Annotated in this window: 22 protein-coding genes, 1 tRNA gene and 1 pseudogene; 12 read left to right on the top strand and 12 right to left on the bottom strand. The window is 65.8% G+C overall.

What is annotated here, in order from left to right; translation table 11 throughout:
• Positions 1-57 precede the first annotated feature (57 nt).
• Together AVMA1855_RS10810 and AVMA1855_RS10805 are read right to left on the bottom strand one after the other, a co-directional pair.
• Positions 58-537 carry a rhodanese-like domain-containing protein gene (locus AVMA1855_RS10810; protein ID WP_284425712.1) on the bottom strand — a complete coding sequence of 160 codons (480 nt, stop codon included), beginning with the start codon at positions 535-537 and terminating at the stop codon, positions 58-60.
• A gap of 242 nt (positions 538-779) precedes the next feature.
• The gene (locus AVMA1855_RS10805; protein WP_284401167.1) at positions 780-1,577 is read right to left on the bottom strand and encodes a MetQ/NlpA family ABC transporter substrate-binding protein; all 798 of its coding nucleotides are present in this window, start codon (positions 1,575-1,577) and stop codon (positions 780-782) included.
• A 131-nt stretch (positions 1,578-1,708) separates the two neighbouring features.
• Between AVMA1855_RS10805 and AVMA1855_RS10800 the strand changes: the two genes are divergently transcribed.
• Positions 1,709-2,494 (top strand): GNAT family N-acetyltransferase, encoded by a 786-nt coding sequence (locus AVMA1855_RS10800; protein WP_284425711.1) that lies wholly within the window; start codon positions 1,709-1,711, stop codon positions 2,492-2,494.
• A gap of 55 nt (positions 2,495-2,549) precedes the next feature.
• Here AVMA1855_RS10800 and AVMA1855_RS10795 read toward each other — a convergent pair whose 3' ends face one another.
• The 5 genes from AVMA1855_RS10795 to AVMA1855_RS10775 all read right to left on the bottom strand — a co-directional run bounded on the left by AVMA1855_RS10795 (position 2,550) and on the right by AVMA1855_RS10775 (position 7,628).
• A complete protein-coding gene (locus AVMA1855_RS10795; RefSeq protein ID WP_272547794.1) occupies positions 2,550-3,215 on the bottom strand; it encodes a methionine ABC transporter permease in 666 nt (221 codons plus the stop codon).
• 1 nt (position 3,216) lies between these two features.
• Positions 3,217-4,284, bottom strand: a complete 1,068-nt coding sequence (locus AVMA1855_RS10790; protein WP_284425710.1) for a methionine ABC transporter ATP-binding protein — start codon at positions 4,282-4,284, stop codon at positions 3,217-3,219.
• A gap of 344 nt (positions 4,285-4,628) precedes the next feature.
• Entirely contained in the window at positions 4,629-5,588 is a 960-nt protein-coding gene (locus tag AVMA1855_RS10785; RefSeq protein ID WP_284412869.1) for an ABC transporter substrate-binding protein, read from the bottom strand.
• Between the two features lie 82 nt (positions 5,589-5,670).
• Positions 5,671-6,816, bottom strand: coding sequence for an acyl-CoA dehydrogenase family protein (locus tag AVMA1855_RS10780; RefSeq protein ID WP_284425709.1), 1,146 nt, complete (start codon positions 6,814-6,816; stop codon positions 5,671-5,673).
• Entirely contained in the window at positions 6,813-7,628 is an 816-nt protein-coding gene (locus AVMA1855_RS10775; protein WP_284425708.1) for a class II aldolase/adducin family protein, read from the bottom strand. The genes AVMA1855_RS10780 and AVMA1855_RS10775 overlap by 4 nt, the downstream gene beginning before the upstream one ends.
• Before the next feature lie 235 nt (positions 7,629-7,863).
• Here AVMA1855_RS10775 and AVMA1855_RS10770 point away from each other — a divergent pair, with 235 nt between their 5' ends.
• Positions 7,864-8,898 carry an ABC transporter substrate-binding protein gene (locus tag AVMA1855_RS10770; protein WP_284425707.1) on the top strand — a complete coding sequence of 345 codons (1,035 nt, stop codon included), beginning with the start codon at positions 7,864-7,866 and terminating at the stop codon, positions 8,896-8,898.
• Between the two features lie 18 nt (positions 8,899-8,916).
• Here AVMA1855_RS10770 and AVMA1855_RS10765 read toward each other — a convergent pair whose 3' ends face one another.
• Positions 8,917-10,149, bottom strand: a complete 1,233-nt coding sequence (locus tag AVMA1855_RS10765; RefSeq protein WP_284425706.1) for an MFS transporter — start codon at positions 10,147-10,149, stop codon at positions 8,917-8,919.
• Positions 10,150-10,248: 99 nt separating this feature from the next.
• On the opposite strand from AVMA1855_RS10765, the gene AVMA1855_RS10760 reads away from it, so the two are divergent.
• Positions 10,249-11,214 carry a LysR family transcriptional regulator gene (locus tag AVMA1855_RS10760; RefSeq protein ID WP_284425705.1) on the top strand — a complete coding sequence of 322 codons (966 nt, stop codon included), beginning with the start codon at positions 10,249-10,251 and terminating at the stop codon, positions 11,212-11,214.
• Positions 11,215-11,613: 399 nt separating this feature from the next.
• On the top strand, positions 11,614-12,246 hold the full coding sequence (locus AVMA1855_RS10755; protein ID WP_502870310.1) for a DUF7822 domain-containing protein: 633 nt from the start codon (positions 11,614-11,616) through the stop codon (positions 12,244-12,246).
• Between the two features lie 105 nt (positions 12,247-12,351).
• Here the strand turns inward: AVMA1855_RS10755 and AVMA1855_RS10750 are convergent, their stop codons facing one another.
• Positions 12,352-12,765 (bottom strand): winged helix-turn-helix transcriptional regulator, encoded by a 414-nt coding sequence (locus AVMA1855_RS10750; RefSeq protein WP_284425703.1) that lies wholly within the window; start codon positions 12,763-12,765, stop codon positions 12,352-12,354.
• Between the two features lie 95 nt (positions 12,766-12,860).
• Here AVMA1855_RS10750 and AVMA1855_RS10745 point away from each other — a divergent pair, with 95 nt between their 5' ends.
• Positions 12,861-13,814 (top strand): aromatic alcohol reductase, encoded by a 954-nt coding sequence (locus AVMA1855_RS10745; RefSeq protein ID WP_284425702.1) that lies wholly within the window; start codon positions 12,861-12,863, stop codon positions 13,812-13,814.
• Between the two features lie 228 nt (positions 13,815-14,042).
• Here AVMA1855_RS10745 and AVMA1855_RS10740 read toward each other — a convergent pair whose 3' ends face one another.
• Positions 14,043-15,005, bottom strand: a complete 963-nt coding sequence (locus AVMA1855_RS10740) for a LysR substrate-binding domain-containing protein (protein WP_284425701.1) — start codon at positions 15,003-15,005, stop codon at positions 14,043-14,045.
• Positions 15,006-15,101: 96 nt separating this feature from the next.
• On the opposite strand from AVMA1855_RS10740, the pseudogene AVMA1855_RS10735 reads away from it, so the two are divergent.
• Positions 15,102-16,417: pseudogene (locus AVMA1855_RS10735) on the top strand (MFS transporter).
• A 71-nt stretch (positions 16,418-16,488) separates the two neighbouring features.
• Here AVMA1855_RS10735 and AVMA1855_RS10730 read toward each other — a convergent pair.
• Positions 16,489-17,595: an LLM class flavin-dependent oxidoreductase gene (locus AVMA1855_RS10730; RefSeq protein WP_284425700.1), complete on the bottom strand. Its 1,107-nt coding sequence runs from the start codon at positions 17,593-17,595 to the stop codon at positions 16,489-16,491.
• 208 nt (positions 17,596-17,803) lie between these two features.
• Between AVMA1855_RS10730 and AVMA1855_RS10725 the strand changes: the two genes are divergently transcribed.
• Both AVMA1855_RS10725 and AVMA1855_RS10720 read left to right on the top strand, forming a co-directional pair.
• The gene (locus AVMA1855_RS10725) at positions 17,804-18,472 is read left to right on the top strand and encodes a cysteine dioxygenase family protein (RefSeq protein ID WP_284425699.1); all 669 of its coding nucleotides are present in this window, start codon (positions 17,804-17,806) and stop codon (positions 18,470-18,472) included.
• 5 nt (positions 18,473-18,477) lie between these two features.
• Positions 18,478-20,082, top strand: a complete 1,605-nt coding sequence (locus AVMA1855_RS10720) for a rhodanese-related sulfurtransferase (RefSeq protein ID WP_284425810.1) — start codon at positions 18,478-18,480, stop codon at positions 20,080-20,082.
• Positions 20,083-20,155: 73 nt separating this feature from the next.
• Here AVMA1855_RS10720 and AVMA1855_RS10715 read toward each other — a convergent pair whose 3' ends face one another.
• A complete protein-coding gene (locus tag AVMA1855_RS10715; protein WP_284425698.1) occupies positions 20,156-20,623 on the bottom strand; it encodes a hypothetical protein in 468 nt (155 codons plus the stop codon).
• A gap of 148 nt (positions 20,624-20,771) precedes the next feature.
• On the opposite strand from AVMA1855_RS10715, the gene AVMA1855_RS10710 reads away from it, so the two are divergent.
• From AVMA1855_RS10710 to AVMA1855_RS10695, 4 genes are all read left to right on the top strand, one after another.
• Positions 20,772-21,722 (top strand): pseudouridine synthase, encoded by a 951-nt coding sequence (locus tag AVMA1855_RS10710; RefSeq protein ID WP_284425697.1) that lies wholly within the window; start codon positions 20,772-20,774, stop codon positions 21,720-21,722.
• 11 nt (positions 21,723-21,733) lie between these two features.
• Positions 21,734-21,807: transfer RNA gene (locus tag AVMA1855_RS10705), tRNA-Gly, on the top strand.
• A 109-nt stretch (positions 21,808-21,916) separates the two neighbouring features.
• Positions 21,917-23,230 (top strand): site-specific integrase, encoded by a 1,314-nt coding sequence (locus tag AVMA1855_RS10700; RefSeq protein ID WP_284425696.1) that lies wholly within the window; start codon positions 21,917-21,919, stop codon positions 23,228-23,230.
• A 290-nt stretch (positions 23,231-23,520) separates the two neighbouring features.
• Entirely contained in the window at positions 23,521-24,558 is a 1,038-nt protein-coding gene (locus tag AVMA1855_RS10695) for a replication initiation protein (protein WP_284425695.1), read from the top strand.
• Positions 24,559-24,768 lie beyond the last annotated feature (210 nt).

Genomic DNA, 24,768 nt, shown 5'->3' with positions numbered 1-24,768 from the left:
CTGGGATGAAAAAATGGCGGCCCGCAGCGGGCCGTCGGTGGGGCCGCGAGGCCGCCGTCAGTCCTGCACCCAGGGCAGGCGGTGATGGCGCCAGCCGTCCGACGCGCCGCGCTGCTGGCGGTCGTCGATCTCGCCTTCGAAGCCCTCGGTCACATTGAAGACATTCTGCAAGCCCGCCTTGGCCGCGGCCTCCGCCGCCAGCACCGAGCGCTTGCCGCTGCGGCACAGCAGCAGCACGGGGGCATCGCGCGTGGCGGCCTTGGTGATGGCGGCCTCCAGTTCGCGCACGAAGCGGGGGTTGCGGGTGAGCGCCGTGCCCGTGGCCCAGGCCACGTGCAGGCTGCCCGGCACATGGCCGACGAACTTGCGTTCCTCGCCTGATCGCACATCCACCAGCAGGGCCTGGCCCGCGGTGAAGAGGTCCCACGCGACCGTGGGCGGCACGCCGCCGGCGTGGGCCAGGCCCGAGGCCTGAGCGTCGTTGTGGGCGGCTTGCAATGCGGTGGGCAGTTCGGTGTCTTGCACAGCGGTGGACATGGATCGTTCCTTTGGACCTGTGTGAATGGGTGGCTGCAGCCGCCCGTTTGGCGGGGCCTGGCCGTCCAAGCCAATGTAGAACCGCTTCGGCGCGAATCCAACGAATAAAAAATCGGTTTCTCCATCGAAAAACATCTAAGCAGCCCGTTAACTCGTTGACGGCCCACCTCGGCGCCCCGCACCCATGAAAAAAGCCGCCAGCACCCGGGAAGGCGCTGGCGGCTTGATCGAACGCGGGCCGATCAGAAGCCCGGCAGCACGGCGCCCTTGAATTCCGTCTGGATGTACTGGCGGATTTCTTCCGACTGGTAGGCCTTCACGAGCTTGGCGACCCAGGGCTTGTCCTTGTCGGCCTCGCGCACGGCGATCAGGTTGACGTAGGGGCTCTTGGCGCTTTCCTGCGCGATGGCGTCCTTGGCGGGGTTCAGACCGGCGGACAGCGCGAAGTTGGTGTTGACCGCGGCGGCGTCCAGATCGTCCAGCGAGCGGGCCAGCTGCGCGGCATCGAGTTCGACGAACTTCAGCTTCTTGGGGTTGGAGACGACGTCCAGCGGCGTGGCCTTCAGGCCGGCGCCTTCCTTGAGCTTGATGAGGCCCTTGTCCTGCAGCACCAGCAGCACGCGACCGCCGTTGGTCGGGTCGTTGGGAATGCCGAACTTGGCGCCTTCCTTCAGGTCTTCGAGCTTCTTGACCTTCTTGGAATACAGGCCGATCGGGAAGTTGACCGTGTAGCCCGCCGACACAAGCTTGTAGCCACGGTCCTTGACCTGCGCGTCCAGGTAGGGCTTGTGCTGGTAGCTGTTGGCATCCAGGTCGCCGGACGCCAGCGCCGCATTGGGCTGCACGTAGTCGCTGAACTCGACGATCTGGAGCTTGAGGCCGTCCTTTTCAGCGACCTTCTTGACCTGTTCGAAGATCTGCGCATGCGGGCCGGCGGTGACGCCAATCTTCAGCGGCTTGTCCTGCGCCAGGGCGCCGGTCTGGAAGCCAGCGGCCAGGGCCAGGGCGAGGGTCGATTGCAGCAGGAAACGCTTGTTCACGGAAAACACCTTTTGAGAAGAGATGTGGGCATCTTAGGGTTTGCCTTATAAAACCCATAAGAATACGTTTTCATTTCCTTACTACAGGTGGACATAAAAACAAGGGCAGATGGCGCTGCTATAAATCCTGCATGCCTTCCCATGCCACCTCTGCTCCGGATTTCGACCTGCCCACCGTGCGTGCGCTGGAAGAACGCGCGTTCAATGCCTGGCCCGCCCGCCAGACCGTTTTCCACCAGGGCTGGGTGTTCCGCCTGTCCGGCGGTTTCACCAAGCGGGCCAATTCGGTCAATGCGCTGGAGCCCGGAATGCCGTTCGACGGCGTGCTCGAGGCGGCGCAAGCGCTCTACGCCAGCCAGGGCCTGCGGCCCGTGTTCCGGATCTCGCCGCTGGTGAGCGCCAGCGCCGAGCAGTCGCTGCAGGACGCGGGCTATGCGCTTTTCGAGCCCACGTGGGTCATGCAGGCGCCTCTGCCGGAGGGCGCGCCGCTGCAGCCCTCGGTGGAAATCGCGCAGGCGCCAACGGCCGAATGGCTGGACGGGTTCGCCGCCGCCAACGGCGTGGCAGCGGCGCACCACGCCACGCACCATGCCATGGTGCAGTCGATCGCCCTGCCCTGCGCCTTCGCCACCGTGCGCCAGCACGGCCGCGCCGTGGGCTTCGGTCTGGGTGTGCGCGAGCGCGGGGCCGTCGGCTTGTTCGACATCGTGGTGGCGCCCGCGCACCGCGGTCAGGGCCATGGCAGAGCGCTGGTCCAGGCGCTGATGCAATGGGGCCGCACGGGCGGCGCGGGTTCGGCCTACCTGCAGGTGCGCGGCGAGAACGCCACGGCCCGGCGGCTGTACGCCGCGCTGGGGTTCACCGACACCTACCGCTACCACTACCGGGTGCCGGCAGACCCTGGATCCACCCCTTGATTCGGGCGGCCGCCGGACCAGGTGATCCGGCCCGCGCGCCCTCCCTGCGGGCCGCTCAGCGGTGGCTCAGCCGGCGCACCGCCCAGTCGCCCAGGCTCTGCACGGCCTGCACGAAGAAGATCAGCACCACCACCACCGCCAGCATCACATCGGGCAGGAAACGCTGGTAGCCGTAGCGGATGCCCAGGTCGCCCAGGCCGCCGCCGCCGATCGCGCCAGCCATGGCGGAGTAGCCCGTCAGGCTGACGAAGGTGATGGTCAGGCCCGCGACGATGCCGGGCAGCGCCTCGGGCAGCAGCACCTTCCAGACGATCTGCCCCGTGGTGGCGCCCATGGCCTGGGCCGCCTCGATCAGGCCGTTGTCCACCTCGCGCAGCGAGGCTTCCACCAGCCGCGCCACGAACGGCGCCGCGGCCAGCGTCAGCGGCACCACGGCCGCGGCCGTGCCGATGGACGAGCCGGTGATGAGCCGCGTGAACGGGATGATCGCCACCAGCAGGATGATGAACGGCGTGGAGCGCACTGCGTTCACGATCCAGCCCACCGTTTTGTTCAGCGGGCCGTTCTCCAGCACGCCGCCGCGGTCGGTCAGCCGCAGGAACACGCCCAGCGGGATGCCCAGCAGCGCGCCGACCACGCCCGAGATGCCCACCATGATGACCGTCTCCCACAGCGAGGTGGCAAACAGCTCCAGCATCATTTCCGAAAAATTCTCGAACATCTCAGGCCCCGCTCTCTTCGCTCGCTTGCACTTCCTGCACCACCACCCCTTCAGTGCGCAATTGCGCGATCGCCGTGGCCAGCCGCGCGGCGTCGCCGCTGGCATACACCGCGAGCGAGCCGAAGGTCTGGCCCTGGATCTCGTCGATCTGCCCGTGCAGGATCGACAGGTCCAGCCCGTGCTCACGGATCAGGCGCGACAGGATGGGCTGGTAGGCGCGCTCGCCGGCATACGACAGGCGCAGCAGCTGGCCCACGCCGCCCTGGCCCGCGGCCCGCAGCTGCGACGCCAGGTGGCGCACGTGGTCCAACACGCTGGCGGGCAGTTCCTGCGGCACGATCTCGTCGATCAGGCTTTTGGTGATGGGCTGCTGGGGCCGGGTGAAAACGTCCAGCACCGGGCCCTGCTCCACGATGCGGCCGGCATCGATCACGGCCACGCGGTCGGCCACCTGCTTGATGACCTGCATCTGGTGGGTGATGAGCACCACCGTCAGGCCCAGCTCCTGGTTCACCTGGCGCAGCAGCGCAAGGATGGAGCGGGTCGTTTCCGGGTCGAGGGCCGAGGTGGCCTCGTCCGACAGCAGCACCTTGGGCCGGCTGGCCAGTGCCCGGGCGATGCCCACGCGCTGCTTTTGCCCACCGCTGATCTGCGCCGGATAGCGGTCGCGCAGGGCCGACAGGCCCACCAGCTCCAGCAGCGGATCGACCCGGCCGCGGATGGCCGCCTTGTCCATGCCGGCCAGTTCCAGCGGCAGGGCCGCGTTCTCGAACACCGTGCGTGAGGACAGCAGGTTGAAGTGCTGGAACACCATGCCGATCTCGCGCCGCGCCTCGCGCAGTTGCGCATCATTGAGCCGGGTCAGGTCGCGACCCGCCACGATCACCTCGCCCCGGGTGGGTCGGTTCAGCAGGTTGATGACGCGCACCAGCGAGCTCTTGCCCGCACCGCTACGCCCGATGATGCCGAACACTTCGCCCGGCGTGATGTGCAGGTCGATGCCGCGCAGCGCCTCCACCGGCCCCTGCGAGCCCTGGTAAATCTGGGTGATACCCCGTAAATCGATCATGAAAATGCCATGGCGCCACCGGGGCCCGCAGGCCGCGGCGGCGCTGAAAAGGAAAAATGCGGATGCGGGAATGTACGGGCTTGCACCCCAAACGCCAACGACCCTGAAATTGGGTGCTAAGACATTGCGGTTATGTAGCCGCGCCGAAGTCGTGGCAAAACGATCTTTTCCCGCGCTGGGGTTTCGGGCCGTTCGGGATGGCCGGGCGGTGGGTCGCAGCAGGCCTCGACCCACGCCCGCCCGGCACCGGGTGGATTCAATTGCTATTTATTTTATAGCAATATGCCCTAGTGGATATTGTTCCGGAGGCATATTTCATCCAAAACTCCAGCCAAGGCCCCGGCTCACGCCTGGCCCCGGTTGAACCCCGTATCGAAGGTCTGCCGCACGTCCAGCCGCTGGCGCAGCAGCCCGGCCGCCAGGTAGAAGTCGGCCGTGCGCTGCTGGTCGGCCACCACCGCGGCGTCGATGTCCACCCATTTCGTCGCGCGGCGCTCGAACTGCAGTTGCGCCGCCTCCACCGGGATGCCGATGATGCGCGACAGCGATTCAGCGAACGGCCGGGCGTTACGGTACGACCAGAGTTGCGCGCGCTCCACGCGCTCCTTGAAGTCGTGCAGGGCCTCGCGTTTGGTATCCAGCGCCCCCTGCGTGGCCGCGAGAAAGCTGAGCCCGCTCGACAAACCCCGCCCGTTGACCAGCACGCGCGCATGCCCGCTCGTCTCGGCCAGCGCCGTGTAGGGCTCCCAGGTGGCCCAGGCATCGACCGAGCCCTGGGTGAGCGCGAGCTTGGAGTCGGCCGGCGGGATGAACCGCACGTCGGCGTCCGCACCCTTCAGGCCCGCGGACTCCAGCGCCTTGAGCGTGACGAAGTGGCCGATGGAGCCGCGGTTGGTGGCGATGCGCTTGCCCTTGAGGTCGGCCGCCGTCTTCAAGGGTGAGTCGGGCCGCACCAGCACCGCCGTGCCGTACGGGTCGGAGCGGTTGGCGGCGAATGCCCGCACCTGGCTGCCGGCCGCCAGGGTGAAGAGCAGCGGCGCGTCGCCGATGGGGCCGAAGTCCACCGCGTTCGCGTTCAGCGCCTCGGCCAACGGGGCGGCGGCCGGGAACTCGCTCCACTGGATGTCATAGGGCAGGCCCTTCAACTCGCCCGCCGCCTCCAGCAGCGCGCGCAGCCCGCCCTTCTGGTCGCCCGCGCGCAGTGCGATCCGCTGCTGCGCGTGACCCAGCACGGGCGAGAGAAAGGACGCCGCGGCCACCGAGGCCGTCATGAAGCGGTGGAAATGTCGCCGTTGCAAGGCCATGGAAGCTCCGTGTTCTGAAAGGGAAGAAAAAAGGCTGAGGAAAAGGAAGGAGACGGCGCCACCGCGCCCCGCGCGCCAACGATCACAGCCCCAGCGCGCGGCGCCCGGCCGCCAGGTACACGCTGTCGTCCTGCGGGGTGTGCACGCGCCCGCACAGCACGTCGCGCAGGTGGCGCTCCAGCGGGTTTTTGCGCGCCAGGCCGTGGTTGCTGGTCAGCGCCAGGGCCGACTGCACCGCTTCGATGGCGTTGTGGGTGGTGATGGCCTTGACCAGCCCGCTCTCCTCGGAGGGCAGCGGAGCGCCGGTGTCGAGCGCGGCGGCCAGCCCGGCGATGAGCCGGTCGTTGGTGAACAGCAGGCCTTCGATGCGGCCCACCGCCTCCTGCGCGCGCGCCAGCGTGGCCAGCGGCGCGCCCAGGCTGGCCGGCTTTCGCTCCTGCAGAAAACCCACCAGCCAGTGGCGCGCCGCGCGGGCCACGCCGGTGTAGAGCGAGCCCAGCATCACCGCCATCTCGGCCTGCATGGCGGGCTCGCCGCGCGCCCAGTCCTTGGGGAGCCTCAACTCCAGCACGTGGTCGGCGGGCACCGCCACCTCATCGAACAGCACATCGTGGCTGCCGCTGGCCCGCAGGCCCAGGTGGTCCCATGTGGGCTCGATGCGCACGCCGGGCTGGCCGGCCCGCACGAGGAAGGAGCCCGTGCGCGGTTCGGCATCGTCCGTGCGCGCCCACACCACGTACCAGCGCAGCGCCGGCGCGCCGGTGCTGTACACCTTGTGCCCGCTGAGCCGCCAGCCCTCTGCCGTGCGCCGCGCCACGGTGGCCGGCAGCCCGCCGCGCGCGGGCGAGCCCAGCTCGGGCTCCACCCGCAGCGCGTTGATGAGCGACACGCCCTGCACCGCCTCGTGCACCAGCTGGCGGGCCCGCTCCACCGGCCACGCGGAGCCTGGCCGGCCCATGCCGCGGTGCTGGATGTATTGCATCGTCAACACCAGGGCCGTGGCGGGGCAGCCTTGCGCCACCGCGCCGACCACTTCGCCCAGTTGCGCGGCACTCGCGCCCTGCCCGCCCAGGGACCGGGGTGCGGCGAGCGCCAGCAGCCCGGCCTGCTGCAAGTCGGCGAAGTTCTGGTGCGGAAAACTGGCCTCGCGGTCGTGCGCCGCCGCGCGCGCGCCGAACTCGGCGGCCAGCGTGCGGGCCCGCTGGCCGGCGGTGAGCGGTGCGTTCACTGCAGCACCCCGGGGTCTTCGCGCACCACGGTCTCGAACAGGCTCTTGAACGTGAAATGCGCCCCGCCCGGCCCGCCGATCTGCCCATGGGTGTGGCGCGCCACCTCGTGCCGGATGGGCTGCGGCGTGCCGGCGGCCTCGGCCAGCAACTGGGTGTGGCAGGCGTTTTCCAGCGCGATGTACCACCACGCGGCCGACTCCACGCTGGGCCCGGCCGTGAGGATGCCGTGGTTCTTCAGGATGACCGCCTTGCGCGCACCCAGCGCCTCGCTGATGCGAAAGCCCTCGTCCGTTTCCCACACTACGCCCGTGAAGTCGTCGAACAGCGCATGGTCCTCGTAGAAGATGCAGGCGTCCTGCGACAGCGGATCGAGCCTGCGCCCCAGCGTGGACCATGCCTTGCCGTACGTGGAGTGCGTGTGCGCGGCGGCCACGATGTCGGGCCGCGCCTCGTGCAGCGCCGCGTGGATGGCGAACGCCGCGCGGTTGAGCGGCCCCTCGCCGATGGCGATCTCGCCGCGCGCGTTCACCAGCAGCAGGTCCGACACGCGGATGCGCGAGAAGTGCAGGCCCAGCGGGTTCACCCAGAAGTGGTCGTGCCACTCGGGATCGCGCGCCGTGATGTGGCCCGCCAGCCCGTGGTCGAAGCCATGCCGCGCGAACAGGCGAAACGCCACCGCGAGCTGCTCCTGCCGGTGGCGGCGCTCGGCCTCGACCGTGGGGCGCGGCGGCGGCGCGTCGAACCAGTCCTTGCGCTGGGGATCGGGGCGGCGCTGCAGCGCGGCGGTCGGGAGCGAGAGAACGGCAGACATCGTGGGTCGGGCTTTCGGTCGGAGACGAAGGAGGGGACTGCGCCCACCTTAGGAGCGTGCGGCGCCCCCACCAACGAAGAAAAGCGCGTGAACACATGCGGTTTCGGCATGAGGCGCACCCCGGGGGCCGTCGAGGCTTTTCCGCATGAGCTTGCTACGGATCCATCGTTGGCGACGGCGCCCGCCGGCCGCACGCTCGGGCCTTCGACCAAACCGCCCGAAGCGAGAACCCGCCATGCGCCCCGACACCGCCACCCATCCCCCGTCCCCGCAGCGCCGCGCGCTGCTGCAACGCTCGCTGGCCACCGGTGCCGCCGCCGCGCTGGGCCTGCCGGCCCTGGCGCGGCCACCGGCTGCGGGGACCGACCTGTCCGGCGTCACCTTGCGCATCGGCACCTACAAGGGCCTGTGGCGCCCGCTGATCAGCGCGGCCGGCCTGGCCAACACGCCCTACCGCATCGAGTGGCGCGAGCTGAACAACGGCGTGCTGCACATCGAGGCCATCAACGGCGATGCGCTGGACCTGGGGTCGGGCAGCGAAATCCCCGCGCTGTTCGCGGCGCGGCAAAAGGCCCAGGTGCGCTTCGTGGCCGTGACGCGCGAGGACCTCAACAACCAGGTCACGCTGGCGCGCAAGGACGCGCCCATCCACCGCATCGCTGATTTGAAAGGCAAGCGCGTGGGCTATGTGCGGGCCACCACCTCGCATTACTTCCTGAGCCGCCAGTTGGCCGAGGCGGGCCTGTCGTTCGCGGACATCACGCCGGTCAGCCTCACGCCGTCCGATGGCCTGTCGGCCTTCGACCGGGGCGACCTGGATGCCTGGGCCATCTACGGCTACAACGGGCAGATCGCCCGGCTGCGCTACGGCGCGCGGGTGCTCAAGACCGGGGTGGGGTACCTCTCTGGCAACTTTCCGCTCTACGCCAACCCGCGCGCGGTGGCCGATCCACTGCGCCATGCGGCATTGGCCGACTACCTGCAGCGGCTGCGCCGCGCCTACCTGTGGGCTAACGGCAATTACCTGGACTACGCGCGGGCCCAGGCCGCCGAAACCCGGGTGCCGGTGGGCGATCTGATCGAGCTGTGGAACAACCGCAGCACCGACTACGACCTTCGCCCCGTGACCGATGCCGTGGTGCAGGGCCACCAGTCCGTGGCCGATGCCTTCCTGCAACTGGGCGTGCTCGACGGCAAGGCCCAGGTGGCGCCGCTGTGGGACCGCAGCTTCGGCCCGGTGCTGGCGGGCGCGGACCCCGCTGCCGCCTGAGCACCGCGCTCCACACGCTCAGATCGCCGCGGCGGTGGCGGCCCCGCGGCCCGGCAGGCACCGCACGGCCAGGGCCGTGGCCGAGGCAGCGGTGGCCAGCGCCACCACCCCCAGCCAGCCCCATTGCGCCAGCGCCAGGCTACCCAGCGCCGCACCGGCCGACATGCCCACGAACATGCCGGTGAACAGCAGCGCATTCAGGCGGCTGCGGGCGGCGGGCTCGATGCCGTACACGATGGTCTGATGCGCCACCAGCGTGGCCTGCACCCCGAAGTCGAACCCGATGGCGCTCGCCACGATCAGCCCCAGCTGGGCTTGCGGCGGCAGCCAGTGGGCCAGGCCCATGGCGGCGAACGAGACCACGGCCAGCCCGGCGCCGAGCCGCGTCACCCGCTCCGGGCCGCTGCGGTCGGCGATGCGGCCGGCCAGCGGCGCGGCCAGGGCACCCGCCGCCCCCGCCAGCCCGAAGGCCCCGGCCGCGGCGCTGCCCAGGTGGAACGAGCCGTGCAGCATCACCGCCAGCGTGGACCAGAACGCGCTGAACCCCATCGACAGCAGCCCCTGCGCCCAGGCCGCGCGGCGCAGCGCTCCATGGCGGCGCCAAAGCGCCACCATCGAACCGATCAGCGCCCGGTAGGGCAGCGTGGTCGTGGGCTCGAACTTCGGCAGGCCACGCCATGCGGCCACCCCCACGAGTGCGATGGCGCCCGCCGCCGCCACGTACACCGCGCGCCAGCCGAAATGCTCGGCCACGAAACCGCTCACCACGCGCGACAGCAAGATGCCCAGCAGCAGCCCGGTCATCACCGTGCCCACCACCTTGCCGCGGTGCGCCACGGGTGCCAGGGTGGCCGCGGCCGGCACCACGTCCTGGGCCAGTGTCGCGGACAGCCCCACGGCCAGGCTGGCGGCCAGCAGCCAGCCGATGCCCGGCGCGAAGCCGCTCAGCAGCAGGGCCAGGGCGAGGACCGCCGCCTTGGCCAGGATGATGCGGCGGCGGTCGTAGCGGTCGCCCAGCGGGGCCAGCAGCAGGATGCCCAGCGCATAGCCCAGTTGCGTGAGCGTGGGCACCAGGCCCACCGCCCGGTCGCCGGCGTGGATGTCCGCGCCCAGCACGCCCAGCATGGGCTGGCTGTAGTAGAGAGAGGCCACGCTCAGGCCCGCGGCCGTGGCCAGCAGCAATAACAGCGGAGCCGGCACGCCCGTGGAACCACCACCGGGGGCTGCATGCGCGTTGGGAATGGAAGACATGGGGAAGACCCTTGAATGAAAAGCGATGGGGCGGAGTGTGTGCGATGCAACCCCGTCTGGGTAGTGGGCTGCGGCGCAGATCTGCTATACGCTTGGCGCATGAAGCGAGCCGCCACCCCATCTGCCGCCACACCCCTTGCCGGCGTGGACCGCATCGAACTGATGCAGACCTTCGTGCGCATCGTCGAGGCCGGCAACCTGTCGGCCGCCGCGCAGCAGTTGGGCACCACACAACCCACGGTGAGCCGGCGTCTGCAGGCGCTGGAGCGGTCGCTGGGACTCAGGCTGCTGCAGCGCTCCACCCATGTCATGAAGCTCACCGAAGACGGCGAGCGCTGCTTCGCGCATGCCAAGGCGCTGCTGGACGACTGGCGCGCGATGGAGGCCGACCTGCGCGGCGCGCACGATGCCCCGCGCGGCACGCTGCGCGTGCTGGTGCCGCATGCCTTCGGACAGGAGCAGCTCATCGCGCCGTTGGTAGACTACCTGCGGCAGTATCCCGAGGTGTCGGTCGAGTGGCTGCTGCACGACCGCCGGCCCGACTTCATCGCCGAGGGCATCGACTGCGCCGTGCAGGTCGGGGCGGTGGACGACCCTTCTGTGGTCGCCATCCACCTGGCCGAGGTGCCGCGCATCGTGGTCGCGGCGCCGCAGCTGCTGCCGGGCGGCGCGGTGCCAGAGCACGCGAGCGCGCTGCGCGACCTGCCCTGGCTGGCCCTGCGCACCTACTACCAGCGCGAGGTGTCCCTCACCCGCCTGCCGGACGGCGCGGTGGAGCGCTTCGCCATCCACCCGCGCATGGGCACCGACAGCCTCTACGCCCTGCGCAGCGCGGCGCTGGCCGGCCTGGGCGCGGCGATTGCCTCCGCCTGGGCCGTGGAGGCCGACCTGCGCCAGGGCCGCCTGCGGCACTTGGCGCCCGCGTGGCAGGCGGCGCCGTTGCCGGTGTATCTGGTCTATCCGCATGCGCGGTTCTACCCGGCGCGGCTGCGGCGGTTTCTGGATGCGATGCGCGCCACATTGCCCACGCTGAGTGGAATGCGGGCGCCGAGTACGGCCGGTTGATGTTCGGGATGGCGGCTCTGGCCTAAAACCGCAGCATCACCGATCTGCGCGACCTACGGCGGCCCCAAATCTGGCGCTGCGGGGTGACGCGTTCCTGCCGTTGCCGCACCGTGCCGATCCGCAATGGATACGACCGGGGATTCTCCAGAGCACAGGCATACAGCGAACTCCCGCAGACTTCGCCAAAGTGCCCTTGACCCGCCGGAACCCCGCTGCCAGTGCGGCAATGCTGGCCCGGAAGGCAGAACCGGATTGGGCTCGGCAGACTTGCGTTTCGTATTCGATGGCGCCGCAATAGCAACGACCTTCCACCTTCATGGTTGGCTCATCTGCCCGCCTAAGCTCATCTGGCATGGGGCGGGAGCAGCCACATGAACGGCTACGGTATCGTCGCGTGCCATGGCAAACCGAAGCTACCTCTATTCAACCGACCACCGACCCGGCGCGGAACCCGTTGGCATGCCGCACCAGCCGAAAGGAATCTCCGAGTGGAATTACGACATTCCGCTCGTCTTCAAACTGCTGGTATCAGGCAACGTCACGATCTCCCGGTCTGCCATCTGGCCCGACGCGGGCGAGATCGCACTGATGGGCGGGTATGACGAAGGCGTGGTTCGCCTCGACGCCTTTCTGGAGCGCATCACCCTGGCCGAGGCACAGCCCCTGGTGGAACAAGCCAAGGCTTTTCTGAAAGCGTCCACCAACCGGGGGCGTTATTTTCTTCTGGAGCCCGGCGAAATCCTGGAGATGAACGACGAGCCCCTCGCCGAGCAGAACCTTCAGCTGCACGACAGCATCCGGAAAATGGAGGCAGAGGTTGAAGCTGCGCTTGAAACGCTGACCATCCTGCCTCGTGCTGCACGGGCTCGGCAGGGCTTTCTTGCCAGAGTATTCGGGCGCACGCCCCGGGCGCGCGAGCCTGCCGTCGACCCGCTGGCGAGCGTACGCAGCGTCGGGCTCGGACATTGGTCCAACCAGCTCTACTACACGTTGGACCATTCAGGTGCGGCCTCGGAAGCGCTCGGAAAGTGACGGTGCCGCCCAAAGCGGTCTCTTGACGTCGCAGGCCGCACTCTGTAGACCGCACCCATTCGATTAACGGCCGTCGAATCGGCTTCCAAGTCATTGCTGTGGTGGCTAGGAGTTTGCTTCGCGGTGTTGGCTGTCGAAGCGCTGCCGAGCTTCTCGGAAAAGGTCCGCATTTTCCACAATCCATGTCCACAGCGGGACCATGCGTACAAGCAGCTCCATCCCCGCATCTGTCAATTCGTACTCGACTTTGGGCGGTACCTCTTCGAAGTCGTGACGGAGCACCAGCCCATCACGCTCCAGTTGCCGCAAGGTCAGCGTCAACATGCGCTGGGTCACCCCGTGCATGCGCCTGCCAATCTCAGCGTGGCGCAGCCTGCCGTATACGCCAAGCGTGTGGACGATACCGAGGGACCAACGGCTTCCGGCGTGTGCGAGCACCTCTCGCCGCACCCCATCGTCATCGTCCCGCAAGCCGTCACACACGGTCTGTGCGTACTGAAGAATTTCGTCTCGATTCACTGTGGTTTTGCTCCCCGGTATCACGCGTGTGCCTTCTTACATTGCCTGCGATGCATGGCTAGACTGGCCCAACTCTCTCTTCAGTGGGCAGCACGATGAACCAATCAGATCCTAACGCGACGTCTCAAAACATTCTCGTCCTCGGGGCCGGTGAACTCGGCCTTCCGGTGCTTCGCAACCTGGCACGCCGCGCGAAGGACGTGGATGGGGCGAAGATCAGCGTGCTGCTGCGCGCCAGTGCCGTCCAATCCACCGAGCCAGGCAAGCAGCGGGATGTTGCAGAGATCCGAAACCTCGGTATCGAGATCGTCGTGGGCGATCTGGTGAACAGCTCCATTGATGAGCTTGCCATGGTGTTCGCGCACTACGACACGGTGATCGGCTGCGCGGGCTACGCCGCCGGGATCGATACGCCGATCAAGCTCGCGCGGGCCGCCTTGCAGGCGCGCATTCCAAGGTACTTCCCCTGGCAGTTCGGGGTGGATTTCGACGTGATCGGTCGCGGCAGCCCGCAGGACATTTTCGACGCCCAATTGGATGTGCGAGATTTGCTGCGTAGCCAGGACCAGACGGAGTGGGTCATCATCTCCACCGGCATGTTCATGAGCTACCTGTTCGAGCCGGAATTCGGCGTCGTTGACCTGCAGAACAACGCAGTCCATGCCCTGGGCAACCTTGACACGGCGGTGACGGTGACCACGCCCGACGATATCGGAGCTCTGACAGCTGCTGTCGTGTTCGCCCGACCGCGCATCCGCAACGAGATCGTGTTTCTCGCTGGCGACACCGTGACATACGGCGAGGTAGCGGACAAGCTGCAAGCAGCTCTTGGCCGCCCCTTCAGCCGGTCGCAGTGGACTGAACAGTATCTGCTCGACCAATTGGCGCGCGAGCCGCAGAACATGATGCGAAAGTACCGAGCGGCATTTGCCCAAGGACGGGGCGTCGCATGGGACAAGAGCGGGACGTTCAATCAGCGCCGCGCCATTCCCGTGACCGACGTGTCGTCGTGGATCAATGCAAACCTTGCATTCGGCCGCCGAGAGTAATCGGGTTGTCGCATCTGCTGGATGCGTTGCATCAATGACTGGGCCTCCCCCCGTTTCCCGAACGCGGCGCCCATGCCCGGGCGACCGCTTTGGGCTCCATCGTTGCCTCCAAAAATCAGCTCGGCGGCCAAAGGAGCGGCGCAAAGCCGTCATGGGTCTGCGCGAAGCCATCGACTGCAACGGGCTGAAGCGGCCTTGCTGCCAACGCACCAGCGAACCTGACGGGGCTTAGCGGGGCCGGCTCGGCTCCGACATGGGGTGCACCTGCTGGCGCACCGCCTCCAGCAACAGTGTTGCCAGACGGCTCGCCGGGGCTTCGGAATGGGCCTGCGCGCGATACAGCAAAAGTGAGATCTGCGGCAGCGCCGGCAGCGAGAGTTCTGCGCGATCGAGCGCGCGCACATGCGAGGGCAGCCCGAACGGCGTGCGGACCGTGAGTCCCAGCCCGGCCGACGTGGCGGCCCACAGCGCGGCCAGGCTCGCACTGCCGAAGGCTCGGCGCCACGGCAGGCCGGCACGATCCAGCGCGGCGATGACGATCTCACGCAATGGGCACGGCGCGTCGAGCATGATGAGGGGCAGCGGCTCCGTGGTTTTCGGCTGGCGTGCCGCGGAGCCGCGGTGTTCTCGCTCTGTCCACCATGGGGCCTCGACCCGCCCGGGCGTGGTCGGGCCGATCCATAGCAACGGAAGCCGCGCCACGCGCTCGGCATACGGCGACAGCGGCTGGTCTCCCACGTCCCATGCCAGCGCCAGATCGAGATGGCCGAGTTCGAGTCGCTCTCGCAACTCGCCACTGCGCGCCACATAGGCTTCGATGCGCACCTTGGGGTGGGCGCGGGCGAAGCGCCCCAGCACGTTTGGCAGCAGCGTCTCGCCGAAGTCCTCCTGCAATCCCAGTCGCACCCAGCCTTGCAAGTCGGCGCCACGAAGCGCCGCACCGGCCTCGTCGTTCAGTTCGAGCATGCGATGGGCGTAGGCCAGGAGCGTTTCGCCCGCATCCGTGAGCACCAGGCCACGCCCCTTCTTGCGAAACAGCACCGCACCGGCCTGCGACTCCAGTTTTTTCAGCTGCGCGCTCACGGCGGAGGTCGAGCGCCCCAGCCTGTCGGCCGCGCGCGCATAGCTGCCCAGCGCAATACCGGTGGAGAAAGTGCGCAGTACGTCGAGATCGAACATCACCTGGCTCATGAGGCAACTCCTTTTCATCATCCTGTTTTCCAGGACGAATGGTGCATTAGTTTCTGATTTTCAAAACCTTCGAACCAGCGGAAACTGCGTTGCACCATGACCTCAACGACTTCCCCATCGACGGATTTATCTGGCCACCGCTGGAAGGTGCTGACCGCAGGCGTTGCCGCCAACGCGGCGTTTTCCGTGGCTTTCAGCGGCATTCCGATGACTGCGGTGCTCATGCGCACCGGCTACCGGCTCGACAACGCCGCACTCGGTCTCGTGCTCGGCCTCATGGGCTTGGGCATTGCGATCAGCGAGCTGCCGTGGGGCATGCTGACCGACCGCTGGGGAGACAGGCCCGTGCTACTGACCGGCCTGGGCAGCACCGCGCTCGCCCTCATGGCGATGGCGCTCTGGGCCGCGCCGAGTGCGCAGCACATCCCCGACCTTGCCTGGCTGGGCGCGGGGCTGTTGCTGGTCGGCCTGCTGGGTGGCAGCGTGAACGGCGCGAGCGGCCGTGCGGTGATGACGTGGTTCGACTCCAGCGAGCGCGGGTTCGCCATGAGCATCCGCCAAACCGCCAAACCGCCGTGCCGCTGGGCGGCGGTGTCGGAGCGCTCGTACTTCCGTACGTGGCGCTGCACTTCGGCTTCGCGGTGCTTTACGGCATGCTGGCGGCGCTCTGCGCCCTGAGCGCAGTCATGGGCTGGGCCTGGGTGCACGAACCGCCGGTCGTGCAGCGCTCCGATGCGCGCGTGGCGGAATCAGCGCCCGCCTCCCACATCCATCCCCTGCGCAATCGGCGTGTCTGGCGCATCGTGCTGGGGATCGGCATTCTCTGTACGCCGCAGTTCGCGGTGCTGTCGTTCGGCACGGTGTTCCTGAACGACTTCGGCCATGCGGGCCTTGCAACGATCACCGCCACCATGGTGTTCACGCAGGTCGGTGCAATGGTGGTGCGTGTGTGGAGCGGCCGGTGGACCGACCGCCGTCGCAACCGGCCTGCCTATCTGCGCGCCTGCAGCGCGCTCAGCGCGCTGCTGTTCGCCGGGCTGGCGGCACTCGTACTGGCGGCGGGCACGCACGCCGCCGACCCATTGGCGATGCGCGTCGCACTCGTGGGATTGCTCGGCGTGAGCGGTGTTTGCGTGTCGGCATGGCACGGCGTCGCGTACACCGAGCTCGCCACACTGGCCGGCGCGGCGCGTGCGGGGACCGCGTTGGGCATGGCGAACACCAGTGTGTTTCTGGTGTGTTTCGTCACGCCCCTCGCGATCCCGCACCTGCTCACGTTGCAAGGCTGGCCGGTGGTGTGGCTCGCTGCCAGCGGCTGCGCGCTGGTGGCCATGCCGTTGCTGGTGCCCCGTGCCGCGGCCGCAGCCGTCAAAAACACGGTCGTGAAAACGGAATGGAGACGGTCCACCTAAGCAGGCCGTCGCCCCCGCCAACCCGGGTCATTCCGGGTCATTCCGGGTCAGATCGACAACGCGGCGCAGGTTCACGCCACCTTCAACGCGGCGCGATTGGCATTCACCCGATCCCGCTCGGCCACCTTCGCCCGCACCAGCGGCAACAGTTCGCGGCCGTACTCGATGGCATCCACCAGGGGGTCGAAGCCGCGGATCAGGAACGTGGTGATCCCTAAGTCGTAGTACTTGAGCAGCGCGTCGGCCACCTGCTCGGGCGTGCCCACGAGCGAGGTGGAGTTGGACCGACCGCCGGTCTCGCGCGCGATGGCCGTCCACAGCCGCTCGTCCACGCGGTCGCCCTTGGCTGCATCGGCCAGCAGGCGCTGCGCACCCTCGCTCTGCTGTGGTCCGGCGCCGCGCGCGTGGCCCTGGGGCACGCCCAGGCGGCGGGTGGTTTCCAGGATCTGGTCCGCGCGGGCCCAGGCCTCTTCTTCGGTGCGGCCCAGGATGGGGCGGAACGAGATGCTGAACTCGATGTGCCGGCCATGCTGCGCGGCCTCGGCGCGCACCTGGCGCACCAGGTCACCGGCCTGGGCGAGCGACTCGCCCCACAGGGCATACACGTCGGCATGCTTGCCGGCCACCTTCAGCGCGGGCGCGGAGGCGCCGCCGAAGTAGATGGGCACATAGGGCGCCTGCAGCGGCTTGACCTCGGACGCGGCGGCTTTCACCTGGTAGTAGGTGCCCTGGTGGTCGAAGGGGCGGTCCTCGGTCCACACGCGCCGCAGCAGCGTGAGGTATTCGTCGGTGCGGGCATAGCGCTCGTCGTGGCCCAGGAAATCGCCGTCGCGCTGCTGGTCGGCATCGGAGCCGCCCGAGATGTAGTGCACCGCCACACGGCCGCCGGTGTAGTGGTCCAGCGTGGCCAGTTGGCGCGCGGCCAGGGTCGGCGCCACGAAGCCGGGGCGGTGCGCCAGCAGGAAGGCGATTTTCTGCGTCGCCGAGGCGGCGTAGGCCACGGTCAGCAGCGTGTCGGGGCTGGTGCCGCTGGCCGGCACCAGGATGCGGTCGAAGCCCGCGTGCTCATGCGCCTGGGCAAAGGCCCGCACGTACGCCGGGTCCACGGCCGGGCCCTTGCGGGCGATGGTTTCTGACACCTCGTGCGGCTGGATCATGCCGATGAACTGGACACCCATGGAGACTCCTTGAAGGAACGTGAGACAGACAGCGAGCCACCGATGATGGGCATCGCGCCCACCCGCGCCAACGAAGAAAAACGCCTGTGGTCATTCGGTTTCTGCCGGGGGCGCCGTGGGTCCGGGGCGCTGCAGGAAAGAAGAAAAACATGCATGCATATGAAAAACCCGCTTCCCTTGCCGGTGGCCGGGCTGGTGCAATGGCGGCATGCCAACCGCCTCCTTGCCCACCGCCCCCGTGAACAACCCGCCCAACACGGCCCGCCTGCGCCACTTCGTGCAGCAGATCGCCGCCCTGCTGGAGCCCCGCCCGGCCGAGCCCGACATCCTCGCGCGCGGGAGCGCCCTGCTGGCCGACCTGGTCTCGCACGACGACTGGCTGCCACCGGAATATGCCCAGCCTGATCCCGAGCGCTACCAGCAATACCTGCTGCATGCCGATGCGCTGGGGCGCTTTTCAGTGGTGAGCTTCGTCTGGGGGCCGGGCCAGGCCACGCCCATCCACGACCACACGGTGTGGGGCCTGGTGGGCATGCTGCGCGGCGCGGAGCTGTCTCAGGCCTACGGGCAGGACGGCGATGGCCGGTGGCAGCCCCGCGGCGCCCCCCACCGGCTGCAGCCGGGCGACACCGAGGCCGTCTCGCCCACCATCGGCGACGTGCACCGCGTGAGCAACGCGCTGGCCGACGAGACATCCATCAGCATCCATGTGTACGGCGCCAACATCGGGGCCGTGCAGCGGTCGGTGTACCGCGCGGACGGCTCCGTGCGCCCCTTCGTCTCCGGCTACAGCAACGCCACCCTGCCCAACCTCTGGAACCAGCCGCTCGCCGGCCCGGCCTCCCACACCTCTCCCTCCGCCTCCGCCGCCCCATGAGTGCCATGACCGATACCGCCGCCTTTGCCACCACCCGCCCCCACCAGGTCCGCCAGGCGCTGCTCGACCAGCAGGAGATCGCACTGCTCGACGTGCGCGAAGAGGCCCCGTTCGCCGAAGGCCACCCGCTGTTCGCCGCCAACCTGCCCGCCGGGCGGATCGAGCTGGACGCCTGGACCCGCATTCCCCGCCGGACCACGCCCATCGTGGTGTACGACCACGGCGAAGGCCTGGCCGAGCCCGCGGCGCGCACCCTGCGCGCGCTGGGCTACAGCGACGTGTCGCTGCTGGAAGGCGGCCTGCAGGGCTGGAAGGAGGCCGGCGGCGAGCTCTTCATCGACGTGAACGTGCCCAGCAAGGCCTTCGGCGAACTGGTGGAGAGCGAACGCCACACGCCCTCGCTACCGGCCGAGGAGGTGCAGGCGCTGCTGCAGGCCAAGGCCGACGTGGTGGTGCTGGATGCGCGCCGCTTCGACGAGTACCAGACCATGAACATCCCGGGCGGCATCAGCGTGCCCGGCGCGGAACTGGTGCTGCGCGCCCAGGCGCTCGCGCCCGATCCGGCCACCCGCATCATCGTGAACTGCGCCGGGCGCACGCGCAGCATCATCGGCACGCAGTCGCTGGTGAACGCGGGCCTGCCCAATCCGGTGGCCGCGCTGCGCAACGGCACCATCGGCTGGCTGCTGGCCGGCCAGACGCTGGAGCATGGCGCCGACCGCCGCTTCCTGCCCGTGCCGCCGGAGCAGCGCGCCGCTGCCGCCGCCCGCGCCCGTGCGGTGGCGGACCGCGCCGGCGTGCGCCGGGCCAGCACGGCCGATCTCACCCGCTTCGCCGCCGAAGCCGGCCGCACCACCTACCGCTTCGACGTGCGCACGCCCGAGGAGTACGAGGCCGGGCACCTGCCCGGTTTTCGCAGCGCGCCGGGCGGCCAGCTCGTGCAGGAAACCGACCATGCGGCGCCCGTGCGCGGCGCCCGCATCGTGCTGGCCGACGACGATGGCACGCGAGCGAACATGACCGCCTCGTGGCTGGCCCAGATGGGCTGGGACGTATGGGTGCTGGACGGCGCCGATCCTGCCGCCGCGCTGGAGACGGGCCAGCCCCCGCCGCTCGCGCCCGAGCCGCACGGGCCGCTGACCTGGGTCGCGCCGCGGCAGCTCGCGCGCTGGCTGCGGGAAGAGCCCGAAGGGCACACAGCCGTTCTGGATTTCACCGCCAGCGCCCAATACGTTCGGCGCCACATCCCCGGTGCCTGGTTCGTCCTGCGGTCCCAGTTGGCGCAGGCACTGGAACACGTGCCGCCCGCCAGCCGCTATGTGCTGACCTGCGGCACCAGCGCCCTCGCCCGCCATGCCGCCGAAGCTGTCGCCCGGCTGACCGGCGCGCCCACGGCCGTGCTGCAAGGCGGCACGCTGGCGTGGATCGAAGAAAACCTGCCCCTGGAGCATGGCGAGACGCGCCTGGCCTCCCCGCGCATCGACCGCTACCGCCGCCCCTACGAAGGCACCGACGCCCCGCGCGAAGCTATGCAGGGCTATCTGGACTGGGAGTTCGGGCTGGTGGAGCAACTGGCGCGCGACGGCACGCACGGCTTTGCGGTCGCCTGAATGTTTTGCTATTTAATTGATAGCAAGATGGGCAAGAAATCCTAGGGCATCGGGCCCAAAAGGCTTCAGGCTTTCAGCCTTGAGTTCTGCCGCCGCCTGCGGCGCCAATGCAGGGCCTCAACACCGCCTCGAAATCGTTCATCGCCTGCGCCGCACCCAGGTCGGCGAGGTAAGCGCCACCGGCCTTGAGGGCCAGTGTGGCCTCGCCGGCCCCGGGCGGGCGCTCGATGCGCACGCGAAAGCCGCTGCGGTTCCACTCCGGAAAGTGGCCCGACTCCAGAAGGCCCTGTGCATCGTCCCTGCGCGTGATCCCCGGCCACGCACTGCTGGTCTCGGACATGCGCGCCAGGCCAGCCGCGGCGCAGTCGAACAGTTGCGGATTGGAGAGGTCGGCGGGCACGGCCAGAACCCGCGATGCGCTCGGCGGATAGCCGGCCGCGCCGGTCAGCGCGCAGCCCGACAGCACGCAGGCCAGGCCGGCCGCCACGCCCATGGCGGGCCATTGCATCCTGCAACGGAGTGGCGTCGCGCTGTCTGGCATGGCAGTTCCTTCGGGTGAGAGATTTCGGGCCCCTAATGGACCATGCCGGGCCATTCCAGCCAACCCCCCTTCGGTGGGGGCGCCACGAAATCCGCATGGCGCGGCGGCACCGGGACCAGGCGGAGCGGCTCACTACAATCGGCCCGCCATGCACAACCGCCACGATCCCCGCGTCCTGCCCATGCGCAACGGGGTGAGCCCCAGTTGCGTGGCGCTGCCCTCGACTGGCGAAGGCAGCCTGCTGGACTTTCTCGTGGAGCGCTTGCCCGCCGTGGGCCGCGAAGGCTGGCTGCAACGCATGGCCGCGCGCGAAGTGGTCGACGAGTTCGGCGTGCCGGCCACGGCCGAGCGGCCCTTCGCCCCCGGCATCCGGCTGTACTACTACCGGGCCCTGGAGCAGGAAACCGCCATTCCCTTCGAGGAAGCCGTGCTCTACCGGGACGACCACATCCTCGTGGCCGACAAGCCGCATTTCCTGCCCGTGGTGCCCACGGGCCGCTACCTGCAGCACACGCTGCTGGTGCGGCTCAAGCGCCGCCTGAACCTGCCCGACCTCGCGCCCGTACACCGCATCGACCGCGACACCGCCGGGCTGGTGCTGTTTTCGGTGCAACGCGAAACGCGCGGCGCCTACCAAGCCCTCTTCCGTGACCGCCGCATCGCCAAGACCTATGAAGCCGTGGCGCCGTGGCGCGACGGCCTGGCCTTTCCCCGCGAGCACGCCAGCCGCATGGAGGAAAGCCCGCAGTTCTTTCGCATGCAGGAAGTGCCGGGAGAGCCCAACACGCTCACGCGCATCGAGGTGTTGCAGGTGGCCGGCGCCTGGGCCCGCTACCGCCTGTCGCCCGTGACGGGCAAGCGCCACCAGTTGCGCGTGCACATGGCCGCGCTGGGGCTGCCGCTGCGCGGCGACGCGTTCTATCCCGTGGTCAACGATCCGCCCGAGGGCGACTTTTCGCAGCCGCTGCAGTTGCTGGCGCGGTCGCTGGTGTTCGACGATCCGGTGACGGGCGCCGCGCGGCGTTTCGACAGCGCCCGCGAACTGCGGCCGCTGGACGGAGGGGTGGATCGATCGAATCGCGCCCCGCCATGCCTATAATCCGCACCGCTGCGGGTGTAGTTCAATGGTAGAACGGCAGCTTCCCAAGCTTCATACGAGGGTTCGATTCCCTTCACCCGCTCCATCTCTTGTAAGTCGTTGATTTATAACGATTTTTGCCAAAAGATGAAGAACGCAACTCACACCTAGAACTCACACAGTTGCTAGAAATTTAGGCAGTTGGAGCCTCCAACGTGCCGATCCCCATGCCGAGACTGGTCCGCGACCAGAAGTCAGGTGTCTACTTCTTCAGACTGGTGCTGCCGCGTGCAGTAGCTGGCACACAACGGAAGTGCCTGTATTTCTCCCTCAAAACTCGTGAAAATAAGGTAGCAAGAGCAAAAGCTGCTGTCCTCAATCTGCGAGTTGAAATGACCAAGCCATTCATTGATTTTGACAATATCCGTGAGCTTATCAATATTGACCTGAAAAATGGAATTTTTCAGGCTGACACCGCTGAAGAGCAGGAGCGCGGATTGAAAATCCTGGAGGCTATGGGCAAAGCCCAAGCGGCTGGGTCTTCACTGCAAGCAGCACCAGTTAATAACACCAAAATCACTACCTATGACGAGGCAGTGACTGATTTTCTGGCTGAGCTCACTCCCACTCTCAAAAGTACCACGGTCTACAAATACAAAAAATCCTTTGAGTTTTTCCGCAATTATTTCTCAAGTGTAGATATCAACTCCTATTCAAAGGAGGACATCAAGACATTCAAAAATAAGATGCTGGCAGAGAAGAAGGTGCCCCATACTATTAATGGATTTTTGGGGTGCTTGCGTGGATTGTTTGACTATGCCATCAAGAATGGACTGAGGACAGAGCAAACAAATCCAGTTGAAGGCATGTATATCAAGAATAGCAAAAAGCAGTTGAAGTCCAGAGATCAGTTCTATGAAGACGACTTGCAGGCTATTTTTGAGTGGACAAACTATAAAGCCTATGCCAAGAAGCCAGATTATTTCTGGGGGCCTCTTATCTGCCTCTACACTGGCATGCGCCCAGAAGAAATAACAACGCTTGAGGTTAAAAATATTAGGCAGGATGATGGAATTTACTTCTTTCAGGTGAAAGATGCAAAAACGCCTGCTGGAGTTCGCCCTATTCCCATTCATTCACAATTGATCAAGCTGGGATTACTGGATTATATTGAAAGGGTCAAGCCTAAGGAAAAATTGTTCTGGTACTTGAAGAATGGGCACAATGGGACTAAAAAGAACCTGTCCCGTAATTTCTCTCTGTACCTTGAAGAGATTGAAGTCAAACAAGATGACAATTGCTTTTATTCCTTGAGGCACACGGTAATCACTAGGCTTGTGGCAAGGAATGTTAATAATTCAACTATTTACACTCTGTCGGGTCACGTAAGTGACAAGTCAACCCACTACAACTATCTGCATGAGTTGCCTATGAAGACACTCAAAGATGCCATTGAGAAGCTGGATTGGCACGAGAAAATTAGTTTTAGTGGGTTTGACTATCTGCACGCATTCACCGTTTTTGATTGAGACGAAAAAGCCACCTTGCGGTGGCTTTTTCTATTTTGAGGATATACCTCACATTGCCTCACTTGGCTTGTCAAAAAGATTAAAGCATAAAACTCCAGAAAGTCAAATATCGGGACGTGTTCTCTTTATATTTCCAAATTTGACATGCGCGGGAAATTTTCGTACAACAAGAGAGTAATGAAAAATACCTCCAGTTGGAAGCTAGAGGTATTTAGAATTTCAGGAAAAAAGCTTTGAACGGGCTGCCTGATGAGAATATTTAAACGTATTTAAATCTGATTGTCAAGGGTATGAATTTAATTCCTGAATTTCGCAAGAAAGAAAGGAATTTTATGTTGAATGCTTTTATCAATGCCCTGCCTGACAAGGTGAGAAGTACAGATGATTTTCAGTATGGCTGTAAGTTTAGGAAGAAAAGAAAAGCTCTACAACATTTATATGTAGAGCTTCCCCAGTTTTATAAAAAATACATTGCATTAGACATAGACAAACCAGGGTCTGCATATTTCTGGGACAGCGTTGGGCTTCCCCCACCTACCTTTGTTATCGTCAATCCGGAGAATGCACATTGCCACTATCTCTACGAACTTAAAACACCTGTCTACTATACAGAGCAAGCACGTAGAGCTCCACAAAAGTTCTTTGAAGCCACGGATATAGCTCTAACTACCTTATTGGGAGCTGATCTAGGCTATGTAGGTCACTTCATAAAGAATCCTCTTCATCCCCACTGGCGGCTAATTCAACATCCAGTTAGATACGAATTAGAAGACTTTATGGAATGGGGTGTTGAACTCAAGGGTAAAAAGAATAAGCAGTGCCTCAAAGAATCACCAGAGGGCCGCAATACCACTCTCTTTGATACTTTAAGGCTCTGGGCATACCAAGACGTATTACATCAAAGCTCTTACGAACCTTTTCAGCAAGATGTGGACTCAAAAGCTTTGTCACTTAATGAAGTCTTTCTAGACTGTGAAAAAGGTGTTCTCCCCGCCAAAGAAGTGCTCTCTACTGCTAAATCTGTAGGCAATTGGACATGGAGGCACAGGAGCACCATAGGACAGCAAAAGAACCGTGGGATTATGCAGCTACCAGCAGACATGCCCAAGACGGCCAAACAAGTTGCTGGTGCCTCCTATGCACATGCAAACAACTCTGCCAAGCAATCCACCAGAGAAGCGGTCCTTCAAGCTGCTATCGGTTTGAAGGCTCTAGGTATCCCCATTACTCAGCAATCTGTAGCCATCCGTGCTGATGTCTCAATGAGAACAGTTAAAAATCACTGGAACTATGTGGACACGCAGGTTGGTCTATACGAGAAGAAGTAAAAACACTTAGTTGAATTTAACTACTGGGAACCTCTCAAAACCCATCCGGTCCCTTGTTGATCGAGAACGCGTGCTCCATCCTTTGGGAACCTCTCAAAACCCATCCGGTCCCTTGTTGATCGAGAACGCGTGCTCCATCCTTTGCCATGATCACTCCCCGTAGCGCCCTGAAGTTCGACCTGTTCGCTGAGGCCTCGCGCCAACACAAGA

Source organism: Acidovorax sp. SUPP1855 (genome assembly GCF_030158955.1).
GTDB lineage: Bacteria > Pseudomonadota > Gammaproteobacteria > Burkholderiales > Burkholderiaceae_C > Paracidovorax.
The sequence above is the reverse complement of the archived record's forward strand: the minus strand, read 5'-3'. Positions and strand labels throughout refer to the sequence as shown.